The following is a 14,423-nucleotide window of genomic DNA, read 5'->3' as shown; positions in this document are numbered from 1 at the left end:
ACCGGGTGGTCTTACATAAGCACAGGGATTATGCTGTGCCACCTACGGTTAGTTCATCCACTTTTAAGGTGGGCTGACCGACACCAACCGGAAGAGATTGGCCATCTTTACCACACACCCCAACCCCTTTATCTAATGACAAGTCATTGCCGATCATAGACACTTTTTGCATGGCTTCAGGGCCGTTACCAATCAAAGTAGCGCCTTTAATTGGTTTAGTGATCTTGCCGTTTTCAATCAAATAGGCTTCTGAGGTTGAAAATACAAACTTGCCCGAGGTGATGTCCACTTGGCCACCACCAAAGTTGGGTGCATAAATACCCTTACCAATAGAGGCAATAATCTCTTCAGGAGAATACTGACCCGCTAACATATAGGTATTAGTCATGCGTGGCATAGGCAATTGAGCATAAGATTCACGCCGGCCATTACCGGTGGGTTTAACCCCCATCAATCGCGCATTGAGTTTATCTTGCATATAGCCTTTCAAGATACCGTCCTCAATCAATACGTTATATTGAGTGGGCGTGCCTTCATCATCTACACTTAAGGAGCCACGGCGATTAGCTAAGGTGCCATCATCGACAATCGTACAGCCCTTGGCCGCCACTTGTTGACCAATACGGCCACTAAATGTTGACGCCCCTTTACGGTTAAAGTCACCTTCTAAACCATGGCCAACGGCTTCATGTAGCAATACACCCGGCCAACCACTGCCGAGTACGACTGGCATTTTACCTGCAGGTGCGGCTACCGCTTGCATATTGACCCGCGCCATATGAATGGCTTCATCGGCTAACTGTTCGTAACGTTTGCGACCATCTTCTTGCTGAATAAAATAATCATAGGCATAACGCCCGCCCATACCTGAACTGCCTTTTTCACGGCGACCGTCTTTTTCCATTAGTACTGAACAATTTAAACGGATTAAGGGGCGAATATCGGTACAAAAGGTCCCATCAGTGGCAGCAATAAGTATCTCTTCGTAGACGCCGCTGATACTGACACTGACTTGAGTTAAAGCAGGTTCTTCTTTACGCACATATTCATCAACTGCCCGTAATAAGGCGATTTTTTCTTGCTCTTGCATGCCCAGCAATGGATTTTGTTGGTAATAGCGCGGATCGATTTTAATTTCGTTGAGCGGCGCGACCTTATGTCGACCACCGCTGGCGGTAATGGAACGCGCTGCGGTTGCTGCTTTAATTAAAGCCTCAGGCGAAATATCATCGGAATATGCAAAACCGGTTTTTTCGCCACTGACTGCGCGCACACCAACACCACGTTCGATGTTATAGCTACCCTCTTTAATAATGCCGTCTTCAAGCGCCCAAGTTTCGTGTTGGCTAGATTGAAAATACAGATCGGCAAAATCATTGTCGTGCTGATAAATAATATCTAACGCTGAAGACAGTGATGAACGATTTAGATTTGAGGCGTCAAGTAAGTTTGCTTCTACCAAGTTAGACAAGGTAACTCCTGAATTGATTATGTTGGGCAATAGGCATATTGCGACGAATAGTGGCCAAAGCCTGAGTGTCTATATTTGCGCTAATTGTACCTGTTTCCGTAGTCAATTGCGCCAAGGTCTCGCCCCATGGCGAAATAATACTGGAGTGACCATAGGTTTGTCGCTTATTGGCATGTTCACCACTTTGGTTGGCGGCGACGATATAACACTGATTTTCAATGGCACGAGCGGTGATCAAAGCCTGCCAATGAGCACGCCCAGTCTGATAAGTAAAGGCAGCTGGCAACGCTAATACGTCAAGCTGAGCCAATTGATTCATGGCCTGAAACATGCCGGCAAAACGAATATCGTAACAAATGGCTAAACCCAACTTGCCAAAAGGGGTATCAATCACGGCTAAGTGTTTACCTGCTTCAGTGCTGCGAGACTCTAAATAGCTTCCCGTATTATCGGCCACCTGAACATCAAATAAATGAATTTTTTGATATTCAGCTTGAATCTGACCGTGGTCATCAATCAGTAAACAAGAGGCGGTAAATTTATTAACAGTTGCACTTTTAAGTGGAAAACTGCCGGCCACCAGCCAGACCTTGTATTGACGAGCCAAATCACATAATTGTGTTTGTACAGGCCCATCATTAGGTGTTTCTGCAACGGCTAATTGTGCTTTGTCACCGCCGCCAAAACAGGCAAAACACTCTGGCAAAACCACCAGGGTAGCTTCACTCACGCTTAACTGCTGAAGCTGTTGCTCAACAAACTTAATATTGTCTGCTACCACCGGACTTGAGGTCATTTGCAGTGCAACTAATTTAGCCACTGATTAACTCCTCTGTGATAATTTGCAAGCCCACAGGTTGACTATCAACACTACTGCCTTGCAGTTTAGGGTTAACTTCGACATCTGACGGAGTAATACGAGCCGGTAAAGTGATTTCTTTACTATCTCTGCCCAATTCTTCAATCACAGGCTCGTCAAAGGTGCCAGTTAAAGAAAATTTAATATTTGAGATCACCTTGGCTGAGGTTAATACTTGATCGAGGGCTAAAGCCGCCAGAGCGGTTGCTGGATTAACCATCCATGCCACGATAACCGGTAAACTGGATGTTACGTTTGGCACAAAAGAAATCTGATAATTTAACTCTTGGTTATTCAAATCAGTAAAACCGAGCATATTAATTTCGCCTGCACCACCATCAACAAAGGTATCTCGAGTTTCCACCACACCGTTTTGGATTTGAAATGAGCCAGTCATTTTTTCGTAGAAAAATCCTTTAGCAAATACATCTCTAAAATCTAGTTTAAGTTTTCTAACCAAGGAATCCAGACTTAAGATGCTGAAAATTCGCGAGCCTTTGTCGGTGATTTCGGTTAAATAGCCATCGGTCAAACGCCAGTCCATCTCACCACTCAAGCTAGCGTAATTGAATTCGTGAGGAGCTTGCTGCCAACTTAAATCAAACTTAGCGCTGGCTTTGGAGTCTTTAATGCCGGAGTTAAACTGGAAACCCTTAAGTAAGGCACCAAAATCTGAACTACTAAATTCACCTTTAAAACGCGTACTACTTTGGCCTTGATTGATAAACCAATCTCCTTCGGCATACAACAAACCGTGGTCGTTGTTAAGTCGAAGGCTTTCAATATGCATACCACTGGCAGAGCGAGCCAACACAAAATCCACTTTACCTAGTTGATTATTTAGAATACTACAGCGTTTGCATGAGAAATTTATGGGCGGAAAACGATTAGGGTTAAAGTCAGATTTAGCATCCTGCTCAGTTACAGGCTCCATTGATTGCCAAGTAGGGATATCGATGAAATCAGCGTTAATATTGATGCCCTGCGCCAACCAATCTTTATACAAAGCGACTTCCATTCTCGTTTCTTTGGCATTGATATCAAATAACCAACTGTCGCTGGTGTTTTTGGCTACCAGTTCTAAATTTGTTAACTTTTGCCCTGCCAACAATGCACTGTCTGCACTGATATAGATACGTTTAGGCGCGTCTATAATTGTCGGTTTATTTTCGCTATCGCTGCTGTCAGATAGCAAATGCGCAATGGCTTGATACCAAGCACTGCTATCAAGCTGCTCAACTTTGGCTGAAATACTAAAGCCAAGACCCATCCCGACCATATCAGACTCTCCAATAGACAGATGGGCGCGAGAAAACTGCATACTCTCATGGGGCAAATTGCCATTAAAGGTAATGTCATTGCCAAGAGTGGCTTTTACCGTGCTGGCTTGCATATTGCCCTTAACTTCAACACTTAGTGGGCGTTTTTGTTCAGCACTTTTGTTGAACGGAGCAGGAAATGAAGAGTTCAAATTGACTAAGTCAGAACTTAAAACTGCAGTGTATTCGTAACCATCTGCAGGCAATGACAAAGCAACATCGATTGACCATTGGCTTTTCCCCTTCAAATAGGGCGTCATTTTGGGGTATACAGAGGCTAACAACTGCTCTGCCTGCCAATCGCCCTTCAACTTAATATCTGCTTGGTAGTGTTGACTTTGCTGCTCGCCATTAAATGAAACCGAGACTGGCTGTCCTAATAATTTTGCACTTAAATTACTGAATTTAACCTTGTCGTTAACAAAACTGACTTCTCCTTTGGCATGATCTAACTGCAAACCTAAACTGGCAATAGTTACCTTGCTGTCAGCCAGTTTAACCTTGCCGCTGGCGACCACATCGGGTTCGGCCAAGGGGATCACTAAATTCAAACTCGCTTCAAGTTGGTTTTCAATTTGAACTTGCTGCAGGGCCTTACCCAGACTATCAGCCAGACTACTTTGCGCCATTAGATCGCGTACTTGTTTACCACTTGCTAAGCCTTTGGCATCGATGGTCAGCACTGCGCCTTTCGACAATGATGGAATGGCCGCATGTAAGCCAGCTAATTCAACATCCATGAGCTTGCCATGTTGGCTGGACATCCACAGACCTTCATTTTCAAATAACAAATTAATATCGAGTTCAGTTAAAGCCGGCCAATCCGAACCAAACTTCAGTTTGCCATTTTGAATATCAACACTGGCCTGAAAAACACCTTGTTGCTGGGTAAACGGAAACTGATCTAATTGCCCAGACCATAAAACTTGAGCGCCTTTAACTGTCCCTGTTTTAAGCGCCGAACTTAAATAAGCCTGGGTATCGACACCCATTAATTCTGCAGGATAATAGTGGGCTAAATTGGCTACATCCATTTCGGCGACATTGGCACTAATAGCCAAAAACTGGTCCTGACTGCGAAAGTAAAATTGCGGTGTGATCACCAATTCTTTGCTGCGTAACACAGCATCATCGCTACTAATGATTAGGCCGGTTTGGCTGGTTTCTAAAAATAGTGTTGCGGATAGATCGGCGTAATCAATGTTTTGCGGCAAATGGCTATCAACAGCCAAAGTATTATCACTGCTTTGTAGACTAATTTTGCCATTGTTATTGGACCAGAGTATGTCCGCGCGGGCCTCTGCAACGCCCGGGATTGCCTGTAATGGTTGCCAGGAAATGTCGCTTATAGCCGCAGATACGTTTACGCCATCACTTAAGCTAAGACCTAACTGGATCAAATCGAGTCTAGCCATAGGTTGTAATTTATTTATGAGTTCACTGGCACTGGGGTCCATCAGCAAGGGCATGAGGGCCACGTAGGGACTTAAGTCTATAGGTTCTGCATTGGTGATACTGACATTGCCATTTTTATCTAGTCGAGTTAACCAATTGGTACTCGATAATTGATCGTTAATCTGCAATGAAAAGTTATCTAGATTCATCACCCAGCCGCTCGCATCAGGTGCAGCATTCATTTGCCCGCCCAAGACCGCAGCTCGCACAATCTTATCGTCGACTGCCCAACTAAAACGACTATTTGACACATCAAGCTGAATCGAGCTTAGGGATTTTTGTGCAATGCTCGCCCACATCACAAAACTGCCACGACTTTCAGTTAAGGTATACGATGTTTTAAGCCATTGATTGATCCAAGGTGATAAATCCAACTCTTCACCTTTGGCAAAAAATGTACCGGACAATTCATCTTCTTGACCGTATAAATCGAGAATAAAGGATGCCGAGTTACTGGCGATTTCTTCTACTTGTAACTGGCCTTTGCCTTGATGTCGATCATTCTTGTTTATCCACGAGACTTGGTCAATGAGCACAGTTTGCGTGTCATTAGGCGTGATCAATAAGAAGCTACTGTTACTGATAGAGAAAGACTGAAGTTGTTGCAGAAACAGTTTTTCGAGGGCAGCAACAATGGGATAGTCACTGTTTTCTTGCCTTAGGGAGCCCAAGTTAAGGGTGATACGCATGCCTTGTAAATCAAACTTATTAGACTGAAATTGCCTTTGTAAAATCGAGTTCCAAAAATCTATCTCAATCACTGTTTCAGCAATATCCAGTTGTACCGGCGATTCAGCATCTTGAACTAAGACTACATCCTTTAAAACGATGGCTGGGCCTGTACCTTGCCATTTAGCTGAGATGCTACCAATCTTCAATTCTGTTTCAAATTGTTGGCTAAGATAGTTTTCTAAAAACTGCTTTTGTTGATCTAAGTAAGGCAGCGAAAAACGCAACAAACTCAGCGCAACAGCGACCAGCACCAAGCTCAAAGCAAATAGCGCCCAGATTTTTCTGACTATGTAGGCAATATAAAATGAAGGCTTAGACATTACGCTGGTTTGCTTTCCTCACATCATTACGACGTCAAATTGATCTTGGTTATATAACAATTCAGTATGTACCTTAATTTGTTTTGTGACAAAAACTTCTAGTTCAGCCAACATATGAGATTCTTCACCCAACAAGGCTTCAGCCACGGCAGGTGAAGCATAAACCACAAATTTATCAGCCTCATAAGCGCGATTAACCCGGACAATTTCACGCATTATTTCAAAACATACAGTTTCAACGGTTTTGATCGAACCGCGGCCCTTACATACTGGACACTCACCACACAGTATATGTTCCAAACTTTCTCGCGTTCTTTTACGCGTCATCTCAATGAGACCAAGAGCAGTAAAGCCATGAATATTAATTTTTGCCCGATCTTTAGCAGTAGCAGCTTCTAAACTATGCATCACTCGGCGCTGGTGGTCTTGGTCGGTCATATCAATAAAATCGATTAAAATCATGCCGCCCAAATTACGCAAACGTAGCTGACGGGCGATGGCTAAAGTCGCTTCGATATTAGTATTGAATATGGTTTCTTCAAGGTTACGATGGCCAACAAAAGCACCGGTATTGATATCTATAGTGGTCATGGCTTCTGTCTGATCGATTATCAAATAGCCACCAGACTTCAAATCAACTCGGCGCTCTAAAGAACGCTGACATTCATTTTCTACATCGTACAAATCAAAAATCGGGCGGTCACCCGGATAGTATTCCAGTAAACGATTTAACTCTGGTACATACTCCTTGGTAAACAATTGTAGCTCTTGCAAGGATAATTTAGAGTCGATACGAATACGGTCGAGAGTCGTGCCGACGAAGTCGCGCAATACACGGCGAGCTAGCGGCAAATCTTCATACAAAATATGGGATTTATTTTTCATACGAGAACGAATCTTTTCCCACAAACGCCGCAAAAAGTCGGCATCTTGGACCAGCTCTTGTTCTTTTACCCCTTCGGCGGCTGTGCGCAGAATAAACCCACCATTTTCACTGCAAAAACACTGCACCAACGATTTTAAACGTTCACGCTCTTGCTCATCTTCAATGCGTTGCGATACACCCACATGAGTCACACTTGGCATAAACACTAAATAACGTGACGGAATCGTAATGTCAGTGGTAAGACGTGCGCCTTTGGTGCCAATTTGATCTTTAACCACTTGCACCACAATATTTTGACCATCCCTGACTAGATCTCGGATATCTTTTTTAGGCAGATGGCTACTGGCTACTTCTTCTTCGACTTCGCTATGAATAGCGATATCTGAAGCATGCAGAAACGCAGCTTTGTCCAGACCTATATCAACAAAGGCGGCTTGCATACCAGGTAATACTCGACTGACCTTACCACGATAGATATTACCTACCAGACCGCGTTTAGTATGACGTTCAATATGAATTTCTTGCAATATGCCATTTTCGATTAAAGCGACACGAGATTCAGATGGTGTCACATTGATCAGTAATTCTGCGCTCATGGCTGATACCCTATTTTATTTAGTAATTGGCGAGTTTCAAAAAGTGGCAAACCCACAACGGCGCTATAACTACCTTGAATATTCTCTACAAATTGCCCACCGAGACCCTGAATAGCATAACTGCCTGCTTTATCAACGGGCTCACCGCTGTGCCAATAATCGTCAATTTGTTGGACTGACAAAGCGGCAAATTTTACTTGGGTTTTTACCACACAATAAACTTGGCCTTCGCCTGTGGTTAATGCAACACCCGTGTAAACATGATGAATATTATCAGACAGTAACCTTAACATTCGCTGAGCATCGGCTTTATCTTGAGGTTTACCTAAGACCAAGTGATTAATCACCACTACAGTATCAGCACCGAGTACTGGCATATTTTGCCCTGACTTTTGCCAGCCTAAAGCCGATTTGCCACAGGCTAGGCGTCTGACATAATCCAAAGGGGCTTCGTTGCTCAAGATTGTTTCATCCAAGTCGACTGGCATTGTTTGAAACACCAGCCCCATTTGCTTTAACAATTCTGCTCGTCGTGGTGATTGTGAGGCGAGTAATAACATCGCGGGCTTAACTTAAACGCATTTGGCGCCGCAATTTACGCAACAACCAAAATAGCCAAGGCCAAATGACCATTGAACTAACAACCGGCCACATGTAGGTAAACAAAAAATACACGTCAGTTAATAGATGCTGTAGCCAAAAAACAATTAAGTTATAAAAGGCTGAAGTAACGCCGATGACGATAGCCTGTTGCCAGACTGAATAATTACGTAAACGTTGATAGTTGGCAGCCAGTACGTAAATACTCACACACATTGCAAAGCTATGTACACCAAGACTTGAGCCTAACAAGATATCAAGTACTAGACCGTTAATAAACGCCACTCCAATGTTCACTCTGTGGGGTAAAGCCAGGGTCCAATAACTGAGGACCAATAGCACCCATTCAGGTCGATATAAATCAACCGAGGCAGGCATCGGCATAATTTGTAGCACCAAAGCACAAATTAAACTGAAAGTGATTAGGTAGGCTCTGAATTGCATTAGGGCTGATCCTCCTCAGAGCTTGGTTGCGCATTGCTGTTCGGCTCTTCCGGCCACAACAGAAGTAGATATTTTAGACGGTCAAGTTGAGCCACCGGTTTAGCTCTGACAATGGCAAAAGGTCGGGTTTCATCACGCACAATAGAGGTGATTTCAGCCACAGGGTAGCCCTCAGGAAACACTCTGCCTAAACCAGAAGACAGCAGTAAATCGCCCACTTGTAAATCTGCACTATGGGAGACATGTTGAATATGTAACTCGTCTAAGCTACCCGAACCTGAAACTACCAGCCGCAAATTATTACGTGCCACACGCACTGGAATAGCGTGAGTGATATCAGCAATCAATAATACGCGGCTATTGGTTGAACTCACCTGCATTATTTGTCCAACCACACCCTTCTCATCTAATACGGCTTGTCCTTCATAGACACCATTTAGTGCGCCTTTATTAATCACAATTTGATGGCTATAAGGATTATTATCGACTGCCATTAATTCGGCCACTTCTTTACGAGTATTCTGTTTTGAAGGTGAATTTAGTAATCTACGTAAACGAATATTTTCTTCTTTTAAAAATGCCATCCTTTGTAACTCTTGACTCATTAAGGTGGCTTGCAGGGTCAGTTGAGCATTTTCATCTAATAATTGTTCATGGGAGCTCAAACGTGTCAGGCTGGCATTGATTAATTCACCTGGCAAATTAGCTAAATATTGCAAAGGGCTAACCAGAGAATTGAGGTAGACCCTAGTGGTACCAAAACCATTAAATTTATGATCAAAAATAATAAGCGATACGGATAAAATCAAGCCAAGAGCGAGTCTATTTAACAGCGAGGGACCAGTAGAAAAAATTGGATTCATAAAGTAATGCCAGTGAGGTGACTTGAATGTATTGGCTTTCAAGCCACCTTAGATCAATGTTTATTCGTAGCTAAACAAATCGCCCCCGTGTAAGTCAATCATCTCAAAGGCTTTACCACCACCTCTGGCTACACATGTTAAGGGGTCATCTGCTATGACAACAGGAATACCAGTCTCTTCCATTAATAATCGATCTAAATCTTTTAATAAAGCGCCACCACCGGTTAAAACCATGCCACGTTCAGAAATATCAGAAGCCAATTCAGGTGGAGATTGTTCAAGTGCGACCATAACCGCTGAAACAATACCGGTTAAGGGTTCTTGCAAGGCCTCAAGAATTTCATTGCTATTAAGGGTAAAACTGCGCGGTACACCTTCAGCCAAGTTGCGACCACGGACTTCGATTTCTTTCACTTCTTCAGCCGGATAAGCCGCACCGATTTCATGTTTAATACGCTCAGCTGTTGCTTCACCGATCAGTGAGCCAAAGTTACGACGAATATACGAGATAATCGCTTCGTCAAATTTGTCACCGCCGATACGTACCGATGAGGAATAAACAATACCATTGAGTGAAATAATGGCCACTTCAGTGGTACCACCACCGATATCTACCACCATCGAACCCGTTGCTTCTGAAACCGGTAAACCTGCGCCGATTGCTGCAGCCATGGGCTCATCAATCAGAAACACTTCACGTGCACCGGCGCCTAAGGCAGATTCACGAATAGCACGGCGCTCTACTTGGGTAGAACCACAAGGTACACATACTAAAACACGTGGGCTGGGGCGTAAAAAATTATTGTCATGGACTTGTTTAATAAAATGCTGCAGCATTTTTTCGGTCACATAAAAATCTGCGATAACCCCATCTTTCATCGGACGGATCGCTTTTATGTTACCTGGGGTTCTACCCAACATACGTTTGGCCTCGGTCCCTACGGCCGCAACAGTTTTTGGGCCCCCTGCTCTTTCTTGACGAATTGCCACAACCGAAGGCTCATTTAAGACGATACCTTTGTCTTTAATATAAATCAGCGTATTGGCTGTGCCGAGGTCGATTGATAAATCGTTGGAAAACATTCCTCGAAGCTTTTTGAACATGGAAGAAACCGCATCCTAGTTGGTGAGAGAGATAATCAGCAACTTTACCAACAGGCCCCTGATTGGGCAAGCAAACAGGTAAAACAAAAGCGCAAAAAACAGGGTTTAGCGCAATATATTGGTGACTTTTTTGCAATAAGTGAAAACTTGACTCCAAATTGCTTAAATAATAAGCAGCGAAGTGCTAACAGGGCTTTACTTGGTACTCAGGTGCACTCTGGGTATAAATGACTTAAATAGAGTTATTTTTTACCCTAAACATTAAAAATTAAAGCAGAAGCTTTCGTTTAATTAAATAATTCACGCCATTGAATGACCCGATCATTGCCCCTAAATTGACCAAAACTAATAATGGCACTGGGATAATCTATTGGGTATGCATTGCCACAAACACTAGTCTGATTACAAATGAGACCATCACCATTCCAATCGAAATTCAGATAACTAGGCCACAATAATGGCTCAGTTTGCGGATTAAGTTGCAATAAGACTTCGCCCGTCTGGCCAGGCGCACTAAAATAAAAATCATTGAGGCTATCGGGTACTCCCATCAATAAAGCGCCGTCGCTAGTAATAGGAGCAAATGATCCACTTAGATCATTGGCTGAGGTAGCACCTCTTTTACTTAAAATGAGTTGAGCGTTTGCTTGACTAAAATCAATAAGGGTTTCATTGTCTAGACTATTAGTTAACCATCTTCCGGCTCGGTAGTATTGTGCTGCAAACCCGACAGTTAGAGGCTCAGTTTCGGGTCCATAAGCGCTGTTGAGTTTAAATCGTCCGAAACGCAAATTAGCACCACCTACATCACTAAAAATGAAATCATTACAGCTTGGGTCTAATGCATCGTCGCGGAAACAGACGCCATTGCTATCGGTAAAAAATGGGGAGTAAAAAACAATATCAAAGACCGCACTGAAGGGGTCCGTCAGCGCAAACATGGTGTTATTTACATCGACTTTGTTGTAGCGAATGGTGGCATCTGGCAAGACTAAATGTACAGTACCATCGTAATTATTGTCATCACTTAGCAGAGGCGCGCTCCCCTTAAAAACGCTCACATCACCGCTATAAATACTTTTATCAAGATAAGTAAGTTTATTCTGATCGTTAACATCCGCAAGACTCGGCTTTAAATTCCATTCTAAGGAGTCATAGTTCAAGGTAGTTTGCTCAAGGGCATTTTTGGCGATGATGTCAAATTGAGGGTTGTGCGCAAACGAATTAACCTGACCAATATAGGTGAAACTGGCTTGCACATCTTCCAAAGCGGGCAGCGGAAGCATGGGTGCCACTTGATAATAAGCGGGTATAAAGGGATCTAACACCAACGAGGCATAGCTGGGGATGCGATTACCCAAATAACTACTATCATGAGCAGCCAAGGAAATTTGACCTGTTTCGCTGTAATAAGCGCCGCTGTATCGATACTGTCCGCCAATGAAGGTTAAAGACCCAGTACTGCTTAATAAACCTGGGGACGTCGAACTATTGACAAAGCCAGCACTGGCATATTTAAGCTGGCCATCTGAGGTACCTGCGGCTATAGGCGCCAAACGCTGCACTTCAAGTTGCAGCCCCTCAGCCTGATAGTTTGGTAGCAAATTGCCTGCATACCCATAAGCACCAATCAGTATTTCAAAAGTTTGCCCTGCGGTGTATTTACCTGAATCATTAATATCACTGGCTACAAGGGAAAGTGGTGAGACTTGACTTTGCAAATAAGCTGGATAGACATCAATCAATCCTATCCCACGTAGGATCTGGCCATTATTTAAGCTCGTTTGGGCACTGAGTTTCAAGCGGCCGGCATCAGCGTAATTCAAGCTAGATAATGAAGCTAAACCAACACTATCAAAGACAAGATTAAGAGCGCCTGTGTTTTCACCGTTGGCGTTGGTTATAGCGATACCAGCCAAGCTTGTTAAGCAAGTATTAGGGGAGTCACAGTCATAGCCAAAGGTAATCGTTTTGTTACCGCTTAACGCTGCTTGACATACCCCATTGTTATTTTGGACCGCACGCAATTGCACCTTAGTAAAGGCTGTTTCTGCCAGCTGATCAGGTAATAATTTCTCACTCACTGTGGCACCGACAAATTCAAATCCTGCGTCAACAAAACCTATATCGCAGGTTTCAGTGGCACCCACAAAACATCTTAAATTAGCCGCATCTGAAGGTAAGGTTTTACTCAATGTATAATTTCCTGCTGTGGCAATCGACAAATTAACAGCCCTAGAGCCGGTAAAAGTCAGCGTATTGCCGCCCTCAATCGCACCAGGCATTAAAGTCAGTGTGCTCGGCTGCTGATATAAACTAGTGCAATTAGCATCGGCACAGGCTTTAACGATAAAGGGTTCAGCCTCACAAGTCAGGCCTTGACCATCATGCTCTAGGCGAAAATGGTCCACCGCATCAGTGAATGAACACAAACCGGCGTAATTAGTGTTAGCCACCGCTGATGCTTGGTAATTAATGGTGGACTCACTGCCCAAGGTAATGTTGTTTGCGCTAATTGCACCAAAGGCATAACTCGCCGACCCCAGTGTAATATCGCCTCGACTGTATAAACTGCCGCTAAAAGTTGTTTGATTGTTAAAGGAGACATCATTAAAGGCATACAGAACTAATTTACTGGCGACACCGCTGGTATTGACCGCGGGTGAATTGATTAAGCCGGGGGAAGGAAAAGCAAGGGCTTGATTAACATAGACAATAGCTGTACCACTGCCATTGACAATGATTTGGGATTGGCTGGACGTAACAAGACGATTAATCCAATAAACGCTCCCTCCTTGCAAATAAAGCGTATTTTTGTAAGCTAAAATAAGGGTATCTACAAAATATTCACGGTGATTAGTGGAAAAAGTAATCCTCGCCTCAGAGGCGTAATTTGGATTGATCTGGGCATAACTATTACTAGGATAAGGACTTACACCAATAGAAGCGCTGCCCTGATAGCCAATAACCACATTGTCTGTGCTGCTGCGACTGACAAAGCTGCTGACATTAATCACAGCAGATTGCCCACCCGATGCGACACAATTACGAGTACTGCAGGTTTTTTTATTGGATCCCTTGTTACTGGTAATCTTCGAGGTAGTTAGAACATTGTTTGCAGCACCCAACAGTTGGGCGTTGTAGCCGAAGTCAATTTTTCCAGTGGCACTATGGGTTGTAGCACCGTTGGAGAACACCGATTCACATTGCCCCCCATTAGGGGCTGGAACCTGAGCAATAATAGCCAATGACAAATAAACTTTATTGTCATTGTAGGCATCTTGAGACCAAATCCAAGTGGCATTGGCAGAGATAGAAGGGCGGGTTCCCCAAGGACTAACACCATTATTACCATTGACCTTAGCTGCGTTTACATAGTTACTCCAACCGGTTTTACTGACTTTCCAATGCTCTGGTGTAGTATAAATAGTGGTTTGTTTGTTACTAAATAAATGTTCGCTGGTGAGATTAAATTGCCCAAGAAAGCCAGCTATTCCGCCTTGATCTTCAGCCACAATGTGCAAGAAATAGTCTTGCCCATCAATTAAGTCGTAACTAAAATTATAGGTTTTCCGCCAATTGCTGCCGCTACCAATATAAAGGCCTTGCACACTATCGTCAGTACTGAGGTAAACATCGAATCTATTATCTGCAGTGAGGTTTCCAGATAAGCCTCCTGCTATTGACAAGCCACACCACAGCATCGTGATTAAGAAGAGAGTTTTTTTCATCAGAGCTACCTTGAATTGCATGTGGTCATACCCTAGAGAATGC

Annotated in this window: 9 protein-coding genes; all 9 read right to left on the bottom strand. The window is 43.5% G+C overall.

Translation table 11 applies throughout. The features are described from left to right. Window positions 1-28: 28 nt before the first annotated feature. Complete coding sequence (gene tldD, locus ABKW31_RS14655; protein WP_348617300.1) at window positions 29-1,471, bottom strand: metalloprotease TldD; 1,443 nt, start codon at window positions 1,469-1,471, stop codon at window positions 29-31. Beyond that, the gene (locus tag ABKW31_RS14650) at window positions 1,464-2,291 is read right to left on the bottom strand and encodes a carbon-nitrogen hydrolase family protein (RefSeq protein WP_348617299.1); all 828 of its coding nucleotides are present in this window, start codon (window positions 2,289-2,291) and stop codon (window positions 1,464-1,466) included. The genes tldD and ABKW31_RS14650 overlap by 8 nt, the downstream gene beginning before the upstream one ends. Then, on the bottom strand, window positions 2,284-6,156 hold the full coding sequence (locus ABKW31_RS14645; RefSeq protein WP_348617298.1) for a YhdP family protein: 3,873 nt from the start codon (window positions 6,154-6,156) through the stop codon (window positions 2,284-2,286). Before ABKW31_RS14645 ends, ABKW31_RS14650 begins: the two co-directional genes overlap by 8 nt. A gap of 18 nt (window positions 6,157-6,174) precedes the next feature. Further along, window positions 6,175-7,638 carry a ribonuclease G gene (gene rng, locus ABKW31_RS14640; protein WP_348617297.1) on the bottom strand — a complete coding sequence of 488 codons (1,464 nt, stop codon included), beginning with the start codon at window positions 7,636-7,638 and terminating at the stop codon, window positions 6,175-6,177. Continuing rightward, window positions 7,635-8,198, bottom strand: a complete 564-nt coding sequence (locus ABKW31_RS14635) for a Maf family protein (RefSeq protein ID WP_348617296.1) — start codon at window positions 8,196-8,198, stop codon at window positions 7,635-7,637. The genes rng and ABKW31_RS14635 overlap by 4 nt, the downstream gene beginning before the upstream one ends. Before the next feature lie 7 nt (window positions 8,199-8,205). Further along, on the bottom strand, window positions 8,206-8,682 hold the full coding sequence (gene mreD / locus ABKW31_RS14630) for a rod shape-determining protein MreD (protein WP_348617295.1): 477 nt from the start codon (window positions 8,680-8,682) through the stop codon (window positions 8,206-8,208). Then, the gene (mreC, locus tag ABKW31_RS14625; RefSeq protein WP_348617294.1) at window positions 8,682-9,545 is read right to left on the bottom strand and encodes a rod shape-determining protein MreC; all 864 of its coding nucleotides are present in this window, start codon (window positions 9,543-9,545) and stop codon (window positions 8,682-8,684) included. The genes mreD and mreC overlap by 1 nt, the downstream gene beginning before the upstream one ends. Before the next feature lie 60 nt (window positions 9,546-9,605). Further along, window positions 9,606-10,649 carry a rod shape-determining protein gene (locus tag ABKW31_RS14620; protein ID WP_348617293.1) on the bottom strand — a complete coding sequence of 348 codons (1,044 nt, stop codon included), beginning with the start codon at window positions 10,647-10,649 and terminating at the stop codon, window positions 9,606-9,608. Window positions 10,650-10,936: 287 nt separating this feature from the next. Then, window positions 10,937-14,380 carry a DUF6701 domain-containing protein gene (locus tag ABKW31_RS14615; RefSeq protein WP_348617292.1) on the bottom strand — a complete coding sequence of 1,148 codons (3,444 nt, stop codon included), beginning with the start codon at window positions 14,378-14,380 and terminating at the stop codon, window positions 10,937-10,939. Window positions 14,381-14,423 lie beyond the last annotated feature (43 nt).

This window comes from Paraglaciecola sp. 25GB23A (assembly GCF_040012495.1).
Classification (GTDB): Bacteria; Pseudomonadota; Gammaproteobacteria; order Enterobacterales; family Alteromonadaceae; genus Paraglaciecola.
This window is presented reverse-complemented; position numbering and strand designations above follow the sequence as displayed.